Source organism: Allomuricauda sp. CAU 1633 (assembly GCF_017313225.1).
Lineage (GTDB): Bacteria > Bacteroidota > Bacteroidia > Flavobacteriales > Flavobacteriaceae > Flagellimonas.
Map to the genome: position 1 here is coordinate 69,783 of NZ_JAFLNE010000005.1, position 20,370 is coordinate 90,152.

Genomic DNA, 20,370 nt, shown 5'->3' on the forward strand with positions numbered 1-20,370 from the left:
ACCAATTACCATAAAATTCGGTGAACGTCAGAATTGGACATTCATATGACTTGCAGTGCATTACCCTTACGTGTAAGATTTTACCGTCTTATGCATATAACTACTGGTTTTGAGAGGGTTGTATAGTTTTTTGTTTTAGGGTTCAGAAAGATTTTTTCCGCCTATTTTTGCACAAAGCGTTTTCTATGTTGAACTTTTTTTCGAAGAAGGAGTACCTTATTGATCATTTGGGAGGTCTTGTGGACATCCATAACCATATCCTCCCTGGCATTGATGATGGCGCAAAGAAGGTTGATGATTCAATAGCGTTGATCAAAGGGTTTGGTGAATTTGGCGTAACCAGATTTGTATGTACACCGCATATTATGCACAATTACTATCCCAATACACCGAAAACCATTCAAGAATCCTTTGAAAAGTTGAGAAATGCATTACATAGTGAAGGTATGGATGGTGTGTCATTGGACAAGGCTGCTGAACACATGATCGATGATAACTTTGAACAATTGCTACACAACAATCAGACCATGCCACTTAGAAAGTACCATTTGCTGGTTGAAATGTCTTTTTTGCAACCTCCCATAAATATGAATACAGCTTTGGACAAGATCATATCCAAAGGATTTTTCCCGGTACTGGCCCACCCAGAGCGGTATTTATTTTTGAGCAGTACCTCCAACCGTCTTAAAAGCTATAAGGAAAAGGGGGTTCTGTTTCAGGCTAACCTATTGTCGCTGGCCGAATATTATGGTAGTGATGTAAAAGCAAAAGCCGTTAAACTTATGGAAAACGATCTTATAGATTTTGTTGGTAGTGATGTTCATAACATGCAACAATTAAAATCCCTAAAAGAGGCAACCATTACCAAAAAAACAAGTAAAATGCTGTATTCGATAGTCAATAATACCATTGAACAGTTCTATTGATTGATTTGGTTCATGAATATACTAAAATGAAAAGCGGGCGATAATCGCCCGCTTTCTTATTTAAAAACACTTTGAACTTTAATTTCGTACCAGTAGTGCAACCCCTATAGGGTCACCTTCACTCAGTTCTACTGTGATGTAGTACAACCCGTCCCTAAGTGTAAATATTGGAATTGCATAATCTCCACTAGTTCCATCAACGTGTACTTCTGCTGGTTCATGTGACTCCATGAGCCTTCCAATGGCATCATGCAGATTGATTTTGGTGACTGTTGCCCCGTTTAAATTTCTTACTCTAAGACTGGCATAGTCATCCTCAATCCTGACCGGGTTAGGCGCCACAATGGCTTCCATTTCCAATCCAGAACCAACTTCAATGGTTATGGTTGTGGAATCCATCGCTCCTTCAGCGTCAGTAACCGTTAGTGTGACTTCATAGGTTCCTTCTGTCTCAAACGTATAAGTTGGATCGGCTTCTGTAGAACTGGCCCCATTATCATCAAAATCCCATGCATAGCTTACTACGCCAACATCATCTGTTGAGTTTGATCCTGTAAACACCACTTCCAAGGGTGCATTTCCGGATTCCAGTGAGGCCGTTGCTACAGCAATTGGAGCCTCATTACCGGTCACTTCAATGGTTATGGTTGCCGTATCCATCAATCCTTCAGCATCTGTAACCGTTAATGTGACTTGATAAGTTCCTGCCACGTTAAAGGTGTGTGTTGGATCGGCTTCTGCCGAACTACCTCCATCATTAAAATCCCAAGCATAGGTTGCTATGCCTACATCATCTGTTGAAGTTGAGCCCGTAAACACCACTTCCAAGGGTGTCTCTCCAGATTCTGGAGTGGCAGTCGCCACTGCAACTGGAGCTTCATTATTGGGTGCCGTTACGTTAATGGAAATTAGAACTGTATCGAACAACCCTTCCCCATCTGTAACCGTAAGCTCAACATCATAAGTTCCAGGTGCATCAAATGTATGGGTTGGATCAGCCACATCAGATGTTCCACCGTCCATAAAGTCCCAGGCATAGCTTACCACTCCATTATCATCGGTTGAATTACTTCCTGTGAAAGCAACTTCCAAGGGTGCAACTCCACTCAAGGGTATTGCCGAAGCAACTGCCTCTGGAGCTTGGTTGCCACCTAGTTCAGTAACCTGAATGGTCACAATATCAGTATCAGTCAATCCACTACCATCGGTAACCGTAAGTTCAACATCATAGGTTCCTGCTGTAATGAAAGTGTATGTTGGATTCATCTCGATGGATGTTCCACCATCCGTAAAGTCCCAAGCATAACTTACAATGCCCACATCATCAGTTGAACCGCTTCCTGTGAAAGCAACCTCCAAAGGTGCTGTCCCCGTTTCTGGGGTAGCTGTTGCTACAGCCATTGGGGCTTCGTTAGTCGAAACCGTTACGGTCACTATATCTGTATCGGTCAAGCCACCAGCATCGGTAACCGTAAGTTCAACATCATAGGTGCCCGGTGTACTGAATGTATACGTTGGATCTGCTTCCGTTGAGGTAGCTCCACCGTCCATAAAGTCCCAAGCATAGCTTACCACGCCTACATCATCAGTTGAACCGCTTCCTATGAAAGCAACCTCCAAAGGTGCTGTACCCGTTTCTGGGGTCGCTGTTGCCACAGCCACTGGAGCTACATTAGGTGAAACCGTTATGGTAACCACATCTGTATCGGTCAAGCCACCGCCATCGGTAACCGTAAGTTCAACATCATAGGTGCCCGGTGTATTGAAGGTGTATGTTGGGTTCGCTTCTGCTGACGTTCCTCCATCCATAAAGTCCCAAGCATAGGTAATAATACCCACATCATCTGTTGATCCACTTCCTATGAAAGATACTTCCAAAGGTGCTATTCCAGATTCAGGAGAAGCAGTTGCCAACGCCACAGGTGGCAGATTGGGCTGGTTTACCGTTATGGTTATTACATCGGTATCCGTAAGTCCTTCTACATCCGTAACCGTAAGTTCCACATTATAAACTCCGGGTGTATTAAAGGTATAGGTAGGACTTGCTTCGGTTGATGTACCTCCGTCTATAAAATCCCAAGAATAGGTGTCAATAGCCAAGTCATCGGTTGAACCTGTTCCATCAAAAACAACCTCTAGAGGAGCATCGCCTTCAGTTGGGATGGCAGATGCCAGTGCCGTTGGAGCAACTCCTGTTCCATTAACCTCAATGGTTATGCTTTTTGTGTCAAAAGTATCGCCATCACCAACGGTTAAATCCACAACATAGGTTCCTATTTGAGTAAACTCATAAGTTGGGTCCGCTTGATCAGAAGTAGAACCTGTACCATCATTAAACTCCCATAAATAACTGGTGACACCTACATCATCCAAGGAATTACTTCCTGTAAAGTTGACGGTCAAGGGTACAAAACCACTGGTTACGTCAGCTTGTGGAACCGCGATCAGATCGCCAGGTTCTCCAATGTACCATACAAAGTCGATGGTTTCATTTCCTGCAGGATCGCCATCATCGGTAACCGTTACGGAAACATTATAGGGGCTGTCATCAGCAGCTCCAGGGCCACTCACACCTCCACCCTGTTGGGATTCTGGTGCGTTAAGAACCGCATTGGTGTTGTTATTGTAACCCCACTCGTCCACTTTATACAATACCATTCGATCAATGGCATGGCCTAAAGAACGCTCTGAAACTTCCATGGTATAGGTACCTGGATTTACAAACCAAACAAAGATTTCATGGTTATCGTTATCATAGGTTCTGGCCTGCCAATCATACACTTCAGAGGTTCCACCACTTCGATACACTTTGAAATAACCGTCAGCTCCTGCACCGTCTGGTGTGGTAGCAGGTGTTACTCTTGAACTACCAATAGGGAAAACAATTTCTGATTGTGCGCCTTGAAGGTTTGCAATAATATCTGCTTCAGTTCCTGGGTTGCCCACAGTACCATCGATAGCGAAAAACCAAACATCATCATTATTAGGGAAACGCAACCAACTATCATTTTCGTCAGCTGGCTCAGGCCCTGAAAAGAAGTTCTTCCAGTTGAAACGATAGACCCCAGCCTGGGTAATCGTGATTTCATAGGGTATGGTACCTGCATTTATATTGTTAAAACTGTTCGTATTGGCTATAATACCAGTTGCTCCATCCAAGTTGGTAATATCCCATCCTGTGGTATCTCCTGATTCGGCTTCAATAACCACCAATCCGTTTTCTTCTATAAAATTATCTCCACTACCAGAGATAAAGCCATCATCAATGGTACCTGTTATGATACCTGTGTCCGTATTTATAGTCAAATCTGGTGGTAATCCTGTAGCACTGAACGAAGTGTTGTTCGGACTTGTTGCCTGAATTTGCAACGATACCACATCCCCTTCGTAGTTATACTGATCTCCGGGGTTTGTCACTCCAAAGCTAGCATCGGGATTATTAGTCAATGTAATACTATAAGTACTTGAGTCATCATAGTTAATGGTCAAGATGGCAATCCTATCTGGGCCAGTACCTGACAATGAAACACTTAATGAATGTGTGCTGTTTGGATTGATCAAAGCATTTGTTAATTCACCTGACTCAATAGCAAAATCAGCTGCATTGGCTCCAGTGATTTCCATGGAGGTCACAAAAATTCCAATGTTACCGTCAATGACATTTAAGTCAACATCTACGGTTTCCCCATCATTGATAACCACGGTATTTTCTGAAGACAGTACACTAACGACACTTGGAGACCCTACTGGGCTATCTTCCCCAAGGAATTCCATATTCTTTTGGTTTCCACCTGCTCTGTTGGGAGAACCACCCAAGATATGTACGCCAGGACCAGAGACAATGGCCTGTGTCCCATGTCGTTCAAAATTCATGTCGGCCAGTCGATCCCACGATTGGGTCACTGGGTCGTATTCTTCTGTAATGGCCAAGGCATCATCTGTATTGACCCCATAGACCAATTCGTCTTGTACCTCACCCCCAATTACAACCAGTCTGTTGTTGAAGTTTACCGCAGCGGCTCCTGCTCGAGGTGTTGGGATATTCTGCCCGTTTGGCAAAGTGCTCCAAGTGCCAGAGGTAAAATCGTATACATCAACCTCTGGGATAACAGGCTTGAAAACATCATTAGGGAAAGGGCCAGAAAGTCTACCCCCCGCAGCATATAATTTGTCTCCGATCACTACTGCGGCAAAGTGGTCCCTTGCTCTTGGCGCATCGGCTAAAGGTGTCCAAGTGCCCGTAGCAGGGTCGTATTCATCAAACCAAGCCACATAGCCCCCATCATGCCCATCATTGTTTCCACCTACTATGTAAAACTTATCATCATAGACCACCAAACCTGTGGATCCTCTTTGTCTACCCGCAGGTATTTCCGGTCCCTGAATCCACTCTTGGGTAGCTGGGTTGAACATCCAAATGTATTCAGCTGGCACTTCATTGGGATATAGATTGTCTTTGAATGCACCAATAACCCAAATGAGACCCTGATATTCGGTAGCCTGGAAGTGGTTAAATTCTTCAGGCGCCGAATCAGTCAATGAAGTCCATGAATCAGTAGTATAATCGTAAATATCAATGGTTTGCGCTTCTTCGCGGCCACCCATTAAATAAAACTTATCACCCGCTTGTACGAAAGAATTTTCGTGTCTTGCGGTATAGTTTTCATTCTCATCCTTGTCCGTCCATAAAAACTGGGTTTCCACATTCCAAATAAATGCTTGACTGGATGGAGCTGATAAAGGCTTTACAGCGGTGACCACCACAGCATGGGTTCCATTAGAATTGGGACCACCTGTAGACGCAGCCGCATTGATAGTACCCGATATTTGACCTGTTGAAGGGTTAATGTTTATCCCTTGGGGTTGGCCAGAAATATAATAGGTAATATTTTCTCCGGAATCTCCTCCACTTGCAGAAGCATTGAAATCGACCGTATCCAGAATGCCATTGTCTTGATCGGGGATACTTGCCAAGGTCAATGTTGGATTACCGGTATCCACTGCATATACCTCAATGGCATTTACCAACGGATTTTCTGTTACATGGCCAAAAGAGATGTTCAATCCGCCATCATTGACTGTTGCCGGATAGGAAATCATTCCGCCTACTTGTTGGCCAAATCTTTCAACCAAATCTAAATCGTTTTCAACCAACGCTCCTTCAATGAAAATATCAAAAACACGGTCTCCGATAGTACCTGTACCATCAAAACTATTTCCCATATAGAGATTGACCATATAGTCGCCATTTTCAACGGTCAACACATATTCCATTTCAGGTGCTGCGGCCAAATCATAACGTTCTTCATTAAAAATGCCTAAATATGTACTACTGTCTATGTATGCCGGGATAGAGGAATCTTTAGTGTTGAACGACATGACCTCATAGTCTTCCGTACGTCCCGTGTTCACTGTATAATTGTTTCCCGTCTGGGCACCATTGCCCAAATCATCCTCCCAATTGGCACCTAGATCAGAAGCTACAACTTGAACGCCACCAGCATTGATACGGTACATATAGGGTTCAACAATCTCCCATACAAAATTAATTTCTACCTGATCGCTGGTCAGTCCATCACTGTCATCAACCGTAATCGTGACGTTATAGGGACTACCTGAGAAAGCACCCTCTTCAATGGTACCAAAAATGTGGCCATTGGTAGGCTCAATATCCACACCTGGTGGTAAACCTGTGGCTGAAAAATCAAGATTACCATCACCACCAGCTGCATATAGTGCAAAACTTCCATCAACATCATCACCAGCAAAACCCAATTGGTCTGCAATTGGATTTACATAGATAGGTGTGTCAGAATCGGAAGCATCCAATATTTCAATACCGTTAACCAATGGGTTTTCTTCAAGCCCATGCAGGAATTCAATATTTATGACACCGTCGGTAACTTTTACAATATGGCTGATCATGGTACCGGTATTAGGCCCATAAGTTTCCGACAAGTCCACATTATTGAGCAAAGGCATAACAACGCCTTCTATGGATACATCAAAAATCCGTTGCCCCGGTAGTGAAGTTCCTGCAAATCCATCACCCATGTATAAGCGAACTTCATAGTTGCCCGGTTGTGGAGCAACAGGGAAGGAATATAGCATGTTAGGGCTACCAGGAATGTTATCATAACGTTCTGAATCAAAAATCGCATCAGGTGTGGTGGTTGTGTTTACGGAACCATCTGTGGTTGTAATTGTTCCGTTAGACGAACTGTTAGTACCTGCTACTGCCAAGTATATTGAATTATTGGCCTTAGTATCTTCACCCCAATCTATATCGCCATCAATACTGGACAACAAAGGTCCTCCTGCATTAACCCTATATAAAATAGGTGGTGTCTCGGTTACTGTTACGGTAAAGGTATCATCGACAAAATTAAGATCCTGATCTGTTGCCCTGATGGTAATATTGGATACCTCTGCCGTGGATGGAAATGAAAGCGTTAAGATATTGTCCGTAATGCTGGCACCTATTTGATTATTAGTATTGCCTTGAACATTATAGGTAAGATTGGCCGCGCCATTATCGTCATCAAAATAAACATCCAAGTTGATATTCTCATCGACTGAATCTATCAGTTTTTCAATATCGGGTATGCCTTGAACCACTGTAGGGGTTTCCGCTTTGACATACAAAAATTCCCAAGTACCTTCCAATTCAAAACCAGAAGCGTTGGATGTACCGATAACCCCAACCGCCAAATCAGTATTGGCTAGCTGAATGGCATCTAAAACTTCGTCTTCTGCCGTAATGGTACCCAAAATGGTTCGGGAACCACCATCCAACTCATATTGTAATGAAACATCTCCTGAAACTGCATCGACCACAAAGTAAAAGTCAATACTGGAACTAGGTCTGCTAGGAACAGGAATATTAAAGGTTATAGGTGTTTGTGCACTATCCCCTATTTCTTGCTGTGCTACAAGGCCCGAAGGCGTGGCCACAAACTTAATGTAGTTGTCTTGTGTACCGTCACCAATCTGAATTCCTAACTCACCGTTTGGTGTATTTGCATTGGTGTATAATTGGTTTTGGGTTATGTCAAAGCCTCTAATTTGACCATGTACTGTGAACCCTCCCATGGATTGGTCCACTTGAACACCGTATTGGAATGCTTTTTCTTGGTCGTTATTGGATTCAAAAGCTGTTCCATCTCCCATTTGCATGGTCAAGGCACCAATGGCTCCACCGAGTAAGTCATCAGGATTTGGACCGGGTTTATCCAACCAGTCCAACCAGTTGTTGGCTGTGTCTCCGTTGTTCATCATACCTGTCAATCCTAGACCTAAGTAACCACCAAGCCCGGTGTCAGAATATAAGTCATTGGTAACGGGTAGTTCAAAGGCATCACTCCCTCCTACATTGGGATTACCCAATTGGAACGGGTCGTTGGCATCAGAGATACTATCATCATCATCGTCATTATCATTAAGATCGGAAATTGAATCGTCATCGAAGTCGCTAGGCTGTGAACCACCATTACAGGGGTCGGTACCATTATCTTCTTCATCTTGATTGGTAAACCCGTCAAAATCGTAATCGGCATTAGCATCATATTCTGGATCACTGGGATCTAAACACTCCACAAAATCTTGGGGCTCCAAAACAATGATGCCTCCGGTAGAAGTATTAAAAAGACCTACCCAAATGGTCCCTGGAAAAGGATCCAAATCACTATTACAGGATATCCCCAAAGCATTGCCAGCTCCCCCGGCATTTAACCCAGATGCCCAAGATTGCTCCAGTTCATCTAAACTGCCATCAGGATTTAGTACGACTCTATGTAAAATACCATTGTTCTTCCCTACAATAAGGTTCCCTTTATAAAAGTCACCACCATTACTAGCAGTATATTCATCAATGCCATTGGAGTTTCTTGGGAAAATTGCAATGGGTTGATCATCCGGACCATCAGGATTAGGTACCGACGGGCCGCGCCAGTCTCCTTCCACTGGGTTTGCTACCTCAACTGGTGGCCAATCCGCAGGAAGTGCGATAGAAGGATCATCCGTATATCCAGCTCCTGGACTTGAAGGATCGTAAATCAACGTCCTATACGTAGCATTATTAGGATTGGAATCAGGAGAGGTTAGCAGCCCTGCACCCGTTGGGTTTGCCCGTGTTGGGTTGGGATGCCCACCATAAAATGTATTAAATGTATAATTTTGAATATCAGTGGTAATTAGTTCCAAATGATCTTCATTGTCCATACCTTCACCATTCTCTGTGTTGGTGTTAATATCCCCGCCAGGTTCTCCAGGACGATAGGCATTGGTAACATTGGCTGTTCCTTGATTTTCTGGGAGTCCTCCCCACCCTTCATTAGCCCCGTTGTCCGTGACATACAGTGCGCCGCTTTCCGTAACTACCAAATCGTATGCATTTCGATACCCAGGTGATAAAATTTTCACAGGGCCACCAGCAACAACCTTGGCTTGGTTCAATCCGTCATTTCCCCCAAAGGGGTCATTTACATCAATACCGTTATAACCGGGTGCACCTGGATCGGTAACACCATTTGCATTGGCTCTGGTTGGGTCGTCCAATGTTGGCAGATTGTATTTGTATACTCTTCCATTGTCAAACTTATCTGTCATGGCCTCTATAGCATCCAAGTCTATTGCCAGTATGGCCGCAGAAAGTGCATATTCGCCCAATAAAGCAAAATTAATGGAAGGTGATCCTCCATTGGCATTTCCCCCTTGAGCCACGATTAGGTAGTTTGTACCTCCAATGTTTACAAACTCCAAACCGTTGGTGGCATGATTTTCTTCAGAGCGAGGCAATCCCCTTACCAGATCGGCCACATCCCAAGAGCTTCCATTCCAAAAGAAACGGGTAATGGTTCCTGAATTGGTATCCAATCCTGTGTCTCCATCACCAGTAGTAGCCCCACCTACTCTAATATCACTGGAAGCCACATAAATAATAGGATTAGCTGCAGTTCCGGCAACGGCCAGACCTGTTGTTTCCCTTAGAGTGCTTGAGTTATTGGTACCATCATCATTATGGTTCTGGATTCCTTGGACACCTGTAAGGGTTTCCATGGCAGTTACCTTATAGTCATTGGTCCCATCGCGCTGTATAGTCATAACATGAACCAGACCGGTATATTCAGTGGCATAAAGCCTCCCATCCGGACCATAGGTCAGTGACGTAATCCCTGAGGTAAATGTTCCCTGTCCATTTAGATCCAACTCACTTTCCAGAAAACTTAATTGTGCTTGTACTTTAGTTGAGCATATTGTTGCAAAAAGTAAAAATAACAATACGAATTTGGGGTAATTTCTTTTCATAACGGTAAAAGTGTTTTCAACCATTTTTTTTATACGGTAAAAATTGGCAATACTAAGGTCTAAAGATACTTTAATGCATATGAAGCCAGCGGATTGTCTATGTATTATTCGTTCAATCCTATTTCTTTATCGATAAAATACAATGACGCATATTTAGCAGTGCAGAACAAAAAAAAACGCAGGATTTACCTGCGTTTTTTTCCGATAAAAATTCTCTTGAACAAGATTATTTTATAAAAAATGGGGGATTTTAGAATTTCCACCATTTTTTGGCGACTTTTCCATAACCGTAGCCATATTTGCCACCATACCCTAAGTTATTCAATTTCACATCATTGACCACAAAGGAAAGTCCTTTTATTTTACCTTCTTTCAGTAATTTCAATGGAAAATCAAGTGCCTTGGTCTCGGTCACATCAGCTCGGGTAACGTAAATCAATTGGTCTGCGTGTTCACTGATCAAAAGTGTATCTGAGACCAACATCATAGGTGCTGTATCAACAATGACATAATCATAGCGTTCCGAAACTTCATCCAAAAGCTCTTTTAGTCTCCCGCTCATAAGAAGTTCTGAAGGGTTTGGGGGTATTCTCCCTGAGTAAATTACATCAAAATTGTTGTCATGTACCAGCATGGTATTCACAATTTCCTTGTAAGAAGATATATTTCGGTCATGCAGATATTCGGTCAATCCATAATCCGATTTATTCTGCCCCACGGAAAGTTTATCAACATTCTTTCCGGTAAAAAAGCTTTTAAATTTAGGGTTACGTACATCGGCCCCGATCAACAAAACCTTTTTGTGGGTATTGGCCAATATCATGGAGAGGTTCACCGATAAAAAGGTTTTACCCTCACCTGGCACACTTGATGTAATGTAAATAATGTTATCAGATTTTTTATTGGGCCTGGATTTTATCAAATAGTCCAAATTGGCCCTAATAATACGAAGTGCCTCGGCCAAAACCGAGCGATCATCCTTGGTAACAACTTTTTGCTCTTTTTTGGAAAGTCGTGGTAACTCGCCGAGTATGGGCACACTGCTGTGCACGATTTTCTCCAAATTGTGCATATTGTGCACTTTGTTGTCCAATAAGTCTTTACCATAGATTACGGTAAAGGGTATTAAAAGTCCTAAAATCCCAAAGGCCAAATAAACTATCTTCTTTCTTGGAGATACTGGTAGTTCTTCAAAATACGCACTGTCGATCAATTTAGACTTTGGTGCTGTTGAAGCTACTGTAATTTGGGCTTCTTCCCTTTTTTGCAAGAGATACAGGTATAAGGATTCTGTGGTTTGTTGGCGTCTTGTGATGTCCCGCAGGGCCCTTTCGTTCTTTGGCGCTGAATAAATCTTTGAGTTGATGATGGCTTGTTGCCCGCTCAAGGTGTTCACCTGTAGTCCCAAGTTGTTCACCGTACTGTTTAAACTTGCCTGCATTGTCCTTTTTAAGCTACTCAATTGCTGGTCAAGGTTAACAATGACAGGGTTCTTCTCATTGGAACTTTCCAGAAGACGATTTCTTTCTTGAACCAATTGGTTGTACTGCTGTGTAGTATTGGCTATGGTAGGGTCTGATAGTCCCAAATTGGCAGGGAGCACTTCAAAGCTTTCTTGCTGGTCCACCATATCCCGCATGGAGGAGGCAATGTTCAATTGTGTTTCAGCATTGGCCAAATCTTGTCGATTGGCCGCCCCTACATTGAGGTTGAGATTGGCTTCAGAAGCAATATCAGTTACGCCTCTACCCGTTTTAAAATCCTCTGCAGATTGGTCTACTGAGGATAAGCTCGATGATATATCGGCTATCCGCCCTTCAATAAAACTTGAGGTTCTATCCGCAATCTGTTGCTTATCCTCAATGGCGTTCTTGTTATAAATGGCCACCAATTCATTAATGATATCCCTAGCCTTTTCTTTCACGGGATCTTGTAAACTAATGTCAAGAATATTTGAAAAATCATTTGGCTTGGAAATAATGATTTCAGTTTGGTATACCGTCGCAATTGTGGAAAGGGGCAACACCTGAACTTTAAGTCTTTTCCCTAAGTGCTTGCTAATATAATCTGCATTGGGCGTAATGACTATATCCCCAATAGAGGTTGTAATATTCTTACCAAAAGCATAATTTTTGGGTGCTTCATCTTCTTCAACAGAATATCCAAAGCTTGTTGTAGAAGAATTTAGTTCCAAATAAAACTCAAATTCTGCCTTATAGATGGTAGAATCCGGAGCTATGATGTTCAGGGTTATTGGTGAATTATTGTAAAGTTCCGTATTTCGGATACTGCCCAGGGAGTAAACCTTGGTGTTAAGGCCCAATTTCTTGGCTACTTCAATCAAGTTGGAACGAGACGTAATGATTTCAACCTCATCCTCAACATTGTTTTCCATATCTGAAAAAACATCTATGTCTTGCAAAAGACTAGCCCCAGGGCTCGCTGATTTTTCCTGAATAATTTGAATTTTTCCTTTCGCCAGATATTTGGGTGTTGAATATCGAATAAAAAGGTGGGCAACAATAACTCCAATGATAAAAGATAGGGCAAACCACTTCCAATGTTTGGTATACTTTCTTATTTCATCACTAAAATTAAAGTCACTAGTATTATTTTGACTCATTACCAAATGTTGTAAATAGAATTATAACCTAACTTCTGGTTATAAGAATAATGGTTGATGTAATTAATATTGAAGCAATTGACACATAAATTCCGGCCCTATTATCCAGGCTTGAGGCCGTTACAGCAGATTTGTTGGGCTCTACATAGACCACATCGTTTTGTGTCAAATAATAAACCGGCGAGCTCAAGACCTCTTTGTTGGTCAAATCGACCTTGGTGTAGACTTTGGTACCATCAAAATCGCGGATGACCATTACATTGTCACGTCTACCCTTAATAGTTAAATCACCTGCAAGCCCTATAGCCTCCAATATTGTAATACGCTCTCCTTCAACATTGTATGTTCCAGGATTGTTGACGTCCCCCAAAATAGTTACAGTAAAGTTTTTTAATCGAATATTAATGATGGGATCTTTTAAATAATCGCTCAACCTTTCCCGTAAAAGTACTCTCACCTCTTCTGGGGAAAGACCTGCTATCTTAATTTTTCCAATTACCGGAAAATCAATTTCGCCATCTTGGTCCACCAAGTAATCAACTTGCTCGGGACGCATACCGTCTTCCTGTGACCCCCTAAAAAGGTTAAATGGTACACTGGCCTCTGGATTCAGGGTAGATATGTGGATTCCGACCAAATCATCAACCTTGAACTTAGGTGAAAATGTGTTTTTATCAACCAAAGTTTCAAAGTTGTTTGAGTTTTGAAAATAAACCACATCTTTCGGTGATGCACATGACGCCACCAACAAAACAATTGTGGCCAACACTACAAGATGATGACTCGCTTTTTTTAAAATTCCCATTGAAGTTGATTTATTGTATTGATTAAGAATGCATAATTTTTTTGTCCTCAATCTCATCTTTGTCGGCAGTTTTGGACTTATCAAATCTACAAAGATCAGAGTTATTAGAAATATACTCCGGCACTATTTCTTTCATTATTTGCACGATGGAACCATTAAAGAACATATTGGACACAAAAAGTTCATCGATTTTGGAACGGACAAACTCATAGTTTAAGTCCCTAACCTTGCTAATCATAATCTTTTTGTTGTAGGTAGGCAATGTATTTTCGCCATTGGCCAACAATTCCTCATACAACTTTTCACCAGGTCGCAGACCTGTAATTTTTATGTCAATATCTTCAGGATATTTAAGTCCGGAAAGTTTGATCATGTTTTTGGCCAGATCAAAGATTTTAACCGACTCGCCCATATCAAAAATAAAGATCTCGCCACCTTTTCCCATGGCCCCAGCTTCCAATACCAATTGGGATGCTTCTGGAATGGTCATAAAATAACGTGTAATGTCTTTATGGGTCACCGTAAGCGGACCACCTTTTTCAATTTGTTTTTTGAAAAGCGGTATTACGGAACCATTTGAACCCAATACATTTCCAAATCTGGTGGTTATGAACTTGGTTTTCTGTTCCTGCTGCTTACAACTAATGTACATTTCAGCGATACGTTTGGTCGCACCCATTACATTGGTTGGGTTCACCGCTTTATCTGTGGACACAAAAACAAACTTCTCTACATTATGGCTTATGGAAAGGTCTGCAATGATTTTGGTACCTCCCACATTTATTTTGATGGCTTCATACGCATTGTACTCCATTAAAGGCACATGCTTGTAGGCCGCTGCATGAAACAAAATATCTGGCTTATGCTCTTCAAAAAAGTGGTTCATCCTATTTTTATCCCTGATATCAGCTACAATGGGGATAAAATTATGGTGCCCAGCTTGTTTTAATTCTTGCTGAAGGTCATATAATGCAGACTCTGCCTGATCTATTATCACCAAGGACGAATAGTCATAGTTTGCAATTTGCCTTGCTATCTCACTTCCAATTGAACCCGCACCTCCGGTCACCATAATGGTCTTGCCCTTAAGCTCCTCAGAGACTTTGGACTTTCTAATGCTGATTGGTACCCTATTCAACAAATCTTCAATCTGTACATTCTTGATCTGGGATACTTTAAACTCTCCATTGATCCAATCTTGCACAGGCGGTACGATCTTAACCTGCACCGGTAAATCAACCAAGCCTTCAACCAGTCTTCTAAGTTTGATGTTGTCAATCTTATGAATGGCAACAATAATCTCGGTTATGTTGTATTTATCAATCAAGTACTCGGTCAAGTCCGATCTTGAATGTACAGGAAGACCATTGATGCGTTTTCCGGCTTTTTTCTTATCATCATCAATAAAACCAACCACTTTGGAATTGGTAGCAGTATGATTGCTAAGTGCATTACAGGTTATAATCCCCGATTCTCCCGCACCATAGATGAACACATTTTTGAAAACCTTGAACTTCGCGACCATATTATGGTACATGGCCTTAAAAATATATCTTGATGCGGTAAGTCCCACAAAACTGATAAGGCTGTGTATTATTATAATGGAAAGTGGTATGGTAAAACCATCAACATACTCGAACTGCCTATTGAGAATAATTATAAAAATGATTAGGATACTGGATAGGCATATGGCATTGAAAATATTGTAAATGTCCTTGATTCCCGTATGTCTAACAAAACCCTTGTGAGATCCCGTTACCACAAAAGCAGCGGCTGCCATGAACATCACAACGGGTAATTGCACCAAAAGCTTCGACACGTCAAAATCAAAGGAAAGGTTAAACCTGATGATATAGGAAAGCACAAAAGAAAATGCAATCACTAAAGTGTCAATGGCCAGAACCAGCCATTTTGATGCATATCGGTGTGAATTCTTTAAAATGTATTTTTTTAGCATTAGTCTAGATTGTTTAAGATTAGGGAGGTTATTCGGTATAAATCTTCTTCAAGTAAGTTAGAGCCACTGGGCAAGCAAAGTCCTCTCTTAAAAAGATCAGAAGACGTTCCATTGGTATAACTTTTAAAATTTTTGAAGACGGGTTGTTCGTGCATGGGCTTCCAAAGTGGTCTACTCTCAATATCTTCCACTTGCAGGGCAAGCCTAATTTTTTCCCTCACCTCATAAGATGGGGTTAGGATGCAGGTAAGCCAGCGATTACAGTAAAATCCATTGGGTTCCTCCAAAAATTGAATTGTTTCAAGGTGACCCAATCGTTGTTTATAATACTGGTAATTTGCTCTTCTTGCGGTGACCCTATCGTCCAAAACTTCCATTTGTCCACGACCAATACCCGCTAAAATATTGCTCATTCTATAATTGTGTCCAATGGAAGAATGTTCATAATGTGGGGCGTTATCCCTGGCTTGCGTGGCCAAGAAAACTGCCTTTTTCTTTATCTCAATATCTTTTGTGAGCAGTGCACCACCGCCAGAGGTAGTAATGATCTTATTTCCGTTGAACGACAATATACCAATGTCTCCAAAACTTCCACATTTTTGTCCGTTTACAGAACTGCCCAGGGCTTCAGCACTATCCTCCACTACTGGAATTCCGTATTTCGCGGAAATCTCAGCGACCTCTTGGGTCTTATAGGGCATACCATATAAATGTACCGCCACGATCGCCTTGGGTTTTTTCCCGTTCTCAATACCGTCTAAAATGGCTTCTTCCAATAATTCTGGAGAGATGTTCCATGTATCCTTTTCACTATCAACAAAAATGGGATTCGCCCCCAAATAGGTTATTGGGTTTGCAGAAGCTGAAAATGTAAAACTCTGACAAATAACATCATCATCATGGGAAACGCCTAAAAGTTTTAGTGCCAAGTGAATTGCTGCAGTACCTGAACTCAATGCCGCAGTATTTACCTCATTAGTATAGTAATCGGATATTGAGGCTTCAAAACCATCAACGTTTGGCCCCAAAGGAGCTACCCAGTTGGTGTCGAAAGCTTCTTTAACATAGTGCTGTTCGGTTCCTCCCATGTGGGGTGAAGACAACCATATTTTGGTTTTTGTCATCAAAATTGAATCTAGTTAAGGTTATTCGGGAATCAAATGTAGCCATCTGCGTCCTAGCCAAAGCCATAATTCGTTCAAGACTTAAAATTATCGATTAAAGGGATATTAAAAGTGAAATTTGTATAAACATTCTTTGGTTGTGTGTCAGTGAACGAAATAAGTAGGTAGTATGTCCTTTTTTGCGAACAATAATGGAAAGTTTTTAAAGTTATTATAACATTTGCAAAAAAGAAACCTAAATCCCTAATGAAAAAAATCAATAAGATTTGTTGTATTGGTGCTGGCTATGTAGGCGGCCCCACTATGGCAGTAATAGCAAAGAATTGCCCAGAAATTGATGTCACCGTGGTAGACATCAACCAAAAAAGAATCGACCTTTGGAACCACGACAATCTTGACCTTCTTCCTGTTTATGAGCCCGGTCTAAAAGAAATTGTTGACGAAACCAGAGGGAAAAATTTATTTTTTTCAACCGAAGTGGATAAGGCCATCGATGAGGCTGAAATGATTTTCATCTCGGTAAACACACCTACCAAGACCTACGGAAAAGGGAAAGGCCTAGCGGCCGACCTTAAATATATTGAGCTTTGCGCAAGAAATATTGCTAAAGTGGCCAAAACGGATAAGATTGTAGTTGAAAAGTCTACATTGCCCGTGCGGACCGCAGAAGCCATTAAAAGTATTTTGGACAATACCGGTAAAGGAGTCAAGTTTGAAATCCTTTCCAATCCGGAATTTTTGGCCGAAGGTACTGCTGTTGAAGATTTATTGAATGCTGATAGAGTTTTGATCGGTGGCGATGAAACCAAATCCGGTCAAGATGCCAAGGACACCCTTAGTTGGGTATACGAACATTGGTTGCCCAAAGAACGCGTATTGCAAACCAATGTTTGGTCTTCCGAGCTATCCAAATTGGTGGCCAACGCATTTTTGGCACAACGGGTTTCTTCCATTAACTCAATTTCTGCGCTTTGTGAAAAAACTGATGCCAATGTGGCCGAAGTATCCAGAGCTATTGGTTTTGATAGCCGAATAGGATCTAAATTCCTGAACTCCTCGGTTGGTTTTGGAGGTTCATGCTTCCAAAAAGACATTCTAAACTTGGTATACATCGCCAAAAGTTATGGGCTTACCGAAGTCGCCGACTATTGGGAGCAGGTCATCATCATGAATGATTACCAAAAAAGACGTTTTGCCGACAATATTATTTCCACACTGTACAATACGGTTTCAGGGAAAAAAATCTGTTTCTACGGCTGGGCGTTCAAAAAAGACACCAACGATACGCGTGAATCTGCCGCTATATATGTAGCAGATGCCCTTTTGGACGAACAGGCCCAAATTGTAGTCTATGATCCAAAAGTTTCAGAAGAGACCATTTATGCAGATTTGGATTATCTGGGAACCAGAAGTCCAGAGGAGAACAGAAAACTTTTAAAAGTGGTTAAAGACCCTAAGGAAGCCTGCAAAGATGCACATGCCATTGCCATTTTAACGGAATGGGACGAGTTTAAAAACTATGATTGGCCTGCCTTATTTGAGTTGATGCTAAAACCCGCCTTCGTCTTTGACGGAAGAAGAATCCTTGAAAAGGAAAAAATGGATTCTATCGGGTTTAAATACTACAAAATTGGGCAATCATGAGAATATTGGTGACCGGTGCCGCTGGTTTTATAGGATATCATCTATGTGAAGCATTGCTAAAGGGTGGTCATTCCGTTGTTGGACTTGACAACCTCAATGACTATTACGAGGTAAGTCTAAAGTACGACCGTTTGCAGCAATTGGGAATCGACACCAAGGATGCCCAGCAAGAAAAAGTACAAAGTTCCAGCAGCATTCACGGTGAAAAAATGATCTTCGTTAAAATGAATTTGGAAGATAGGGAAGCCCTTCCAACTCTTTTTAAGGATCATGATTTTGATGTGGTCTGCAACTTGGCGGCTCAAGCCGGGGTTCGTTATAGTTTGGAGAACCCCGCTTCCTATATTGACAGCAATATTGTTGGTTTTTTGAACCTTTTGGAATGTTGCCGACATCATAACATAAAGCACCTGGTATATGCCAGTAGTTCCAGTGTGTACGGATTGAACGAAAAGATTCCGTTTTCCGTACAGGATAATGTGGACCATCCCATAAGCCTGTATGCCGCCAGTAAAAAAAGCAATGAACTGATGGCCCATACCTACAGTCATTTGTATGGGATACCCACCACAGGACTTCGGTTTTTTACCGTTTACGGCCCTTGGGGAAGACCTGACATGGCCATTTATCTGTTTACAAAAGCGATAACCCAAGGTAAGCCAATAAACGTTTTTAACCACGGCAAAATGGAACGAGACTTTACTTATGTGGCTGATATTGTGGAAGGGGTTGAACGTATCATAGAAAAACCGGTGAACGAACGGAAAGAGCTGTACAAGCTTTATAATATTGGCAACAATAGCTCTGTAAAATTGATGGATTTTATTGAAGCTATTGAAACCAGTTTGGGCGTAAAAGCGGAGAAAAACATGATGCCCATGCAACCTGGTGATGTAACCCGCACCTGGGCCGATGTGGATGATCTCATCGCTGATTACAATTACCGCCCCAATACGCCTGTTGCCGAAGGCATTCAATCTTTTGTGGATTGGTATAAGGGTTATTATGAGTTATAGAACATTAATTCTAAAATTAATCAAGTAAAACACTGATGGAACAAGGCAAAAAAATAAAGGTACTTTACTTTGCCGGATCGGGAAGGTCTGGATCTACCATTTTGAATATAATTTTGGGGAACCATCCTCAAATTTTTGGAGGAGGAGAATTGCAGAACATGAGAGAGGTCTACAATGACAGCAAAATTTGTTCATGCCAAAATGTTTTGGTCAATTGTGAGTTTTGGTCATCTGTAGTAAATGATTGGTTTTCCAAAGTTGAAGAAGACAGTACCTTATCTGGCTTTAAAAAATGGAGCGCGTTTGAAGGTGTTTTTTCTTTTAGGGCTTGGTTTAAGATGTATTTTGGAATCGGAGAAAAAAGTACCGAATTCAAGAAGTATCAAATGAGCACTTCAGAATTTCTCCGCGCCGTTCAAGAGCATAGCAAAAAAGAGGTTTTGGTCGACATATCCAAAAATCCACTTCGGGCTTGGGCACTGGAAAAAAATCCTGATATTGACCTAAGAATGGTTCATCTTGTTCGGGATGGAAGAGCAGTGACCTGGTCCCTAAAAAGAACCGCTGAACGGCAAAACAGAAACAGACCAACATGGAGAGCTGCTATTTTTTGGGCATTGATCAATAGAATGACAAATTTGGTGCGATCCAAAGTTGAGCATAAAACTTTGGTTAGATATGAGGATTTTATTGAGAACCCCAGAAAAATTCTAACCCAAATTGGTGAGATGGCGGAGATAGATTTTTCGGATATTATAAATAAAATAGAAAACAATGCTGATTTTAGCATTGAGCATGTGATGGCCGGTAACGGCATCCGAAAGGCAGACACCATAAAATTTGAGACTACCAAGACAGATGGGTGGATGCAAAAATTGAAGCCAAGCAGCAAAAATCTTTTCAAAGTTCTTTCATACAGTTCTTTGAGGAAGTTTAACTACAGCTAAAGGTCTTCGGTCCACTCCTTTC

The 20,370-nt window shown here is 41.6% G+C and carries 9 protein-coding genes; 4 read left to right on the forward strand and 5 right to left on the reverse strand.

All coding sequences use genetic code 11. The features are described from left to right. The first annotated feature begins 185 nt into the window (after window positions 1-185). Window positions 186-926 (forward strand): tyrosine-protein phosphatase, encoded by a 741-nt coding sequence (locus J0X14_RS14680; RefSeq protein ID WP_207098565.1) that lies wholly within the window; start codon window positions 186-188, stop codon window positions 924-926. 78 nt (window positions 927-1,004) lie between these two features. Here J0X14_RS14680 and J0X14_RS14685 read toward each other — a convergent pair whose 3' ends face one another. From J0X14_RS14685 to J0X14_RS14705, 5 genes are all read right to left on the reverse strand, one after another. Further along, entirely contained in the window at window positions 1,005-10,232 is a 9,228-nt protein-coding gene (locus tag J0X14_RS14685; RefSeq protein WP_242528046.1) for a PKD domain-containing protein, read from the reverse strand. A gap of 250 nt (window positions 10,233-10,482) precedes the next feature. After that, window positions 10,483-12,855: a GumC family protein gene (locus tag J0X14_RS14690; protein ID WP_207098567.1), complete on the reverse strand. Its 2,373-nt coding sequence runs from the start codon at window positions 12,853-12,855 to the stop codon at window positions 10,483-10,485. A gap of 28 nt (window positions 12,856-12,883) precedes the next feature. Then, a complete protein-coding gene (locus tag J0X14_RS14695) occupies window positions 12,884-13,660 on the reverse strand; it encodes a polysaccharide biosynthesis/export family protein (protein ID WP_207098568.1) in 777 nt (258 codons plus the stop codon). Window positions 13,661-13,682: 22 nt separating this feature from the next. Continuing rightward, window positions 13,683-15,617, reverse strand: a complete 1,935-nt coding sequence (locus J0X14_RS14700) for a polysaccharide biosynthesis protein (protein ID WP_207098569.1) — start codon at window positions 15,615-15,617, stop codon at window positions 13,683-13,685. Beyond that, window positions 15,617-16,741 carry an aminotransferase class I/II-fold pyridoxal phosphate-dependent enzyme gene (locus tag J0X14_RS14705; protein ID WP_207098570.1) on the reverse strand — a complete coding sequence of 375 codons (1,125 nt, stop codon included), beginning with the start codon at window positions 16,739-16,741 and terminating at the stop codon, window positions 15,617-15,619. Before J0X14_RS14705 ends, J0X14_RS14700 begins: the two co-directional genes overlap by 1 nt. 246 nt (window positions 16,742-16,987) lie before the next feature. On the opposite strand from J0X14_RS14705, the gene J0X14_RS14710 reads away from it, so the two are divergent. From J0X14_RS14710 to J0X14_RS14720, 3 genes are read left to right on the forward strand one after another with little or no spacing between them, the layout of a single operon-like run. Then, window positions 16,988-18,385: a nucleotide sugar dehydrogenase gene (locus J0X14_RS14710; RefSeq protein ID WP_207098571.1), complete on the forward strand. Its 1,398-nt coding sequence runs from the start codon at window positions 16,988-16,990 to the stop codon at window positions 18,383-18,385. Then, a complete protein-coding gene (locus J0X14_RS14715) occupies window positions 18,382-19,401 on the forward strand; it encodes an NAD-dependent epimerase (protein WP_207098572.1) in 1,020 nt (339 codons plus the stop codon). The genes J0X14_RS14710 and J0X14_RS14715 overlap by 4 nt, the downstream gene beginning before the upstream one ends. 35 nt (window positions 19,402-19,436) lie before the next feature. Continuing rightward, a complete protein-coding gene (locus J0X14_RS14720) occupies window positions 19,437-20,348 on the forward strand; it encodes a sulfotransferase (protein WP_207098573.1) in 912 nt (303 codons plus the stop codon). Window positions 20,349-20,370 lie beyond the last annotated feature (22 nt).

Excerpts from the sequence above, each read along its gene's own strand:
- J0X14_RS14680 (WP_207098565.1), top strand. The coding sequence starts at position 186 with ATGTTGAACTTTTTTTCGAAGAAGGAGTACCTTATTGATCATTTGGGA.
- J0X14_RS14685 (WP_242528046.1), bottom strand. The coding sequence starts at position 10,232 with ATGAAAAGAAATTACCCCAAATTCGTATTGTTATTTTTACTTTTTGCA.
- J0X14_RS14690 (WP_207098567.1), bottom strand. The coding sequence starts at position 12,855 with ATGAGTCAAAATAATACTAGTGACTTTAATTTTAGTGATGAAATAAGA.
- J0X14_RS14695 (WP_207098568.1), bottom strand. The coding sequence starts at position 13,660 with ATGGGAATTTTAAAAAAAGCGAGTCATCATCTTGTAGTGTTGGCCACA.
- J0X14_RS14700 (WP_207098569.1), bottom strand. The coding sequence starts at position 15,617 with ATGCTAAAAAAATACATTTTAAAGAATTCACACCGATATGCATCAAAA.
- J0X14_RS14705 (WP_207098570.1), bottom strand. The coding sequence starts at position 16,741 with ATGACAAAAACCAAAATATGGTTGTCTTCACCCCACATGGGAGGAACC.
- J0X14_RS14710 (WP_207098571.1), top strand. The coding sequence starts at position 16,988 with ATGAAAAAAATCAATAAGATTTGTTGTATTGGTGCTGGCTATGTAGGC.
- J0X14_RS14715 (WP_207098572.1), top strand. The coding sequence starts at position 18,382 with ATGAGAATATTGGTGACCGGTGCCGCTGGTTTTATAGGATATCATCTA.
- J0X14_RS14720 (WP_207098573.1), top strand. The coding sequence starts at position 19,437 with ATGGAACAAGGCAAAAAAATAAAGGTACTTTACTTTGCCGGATCGGGA.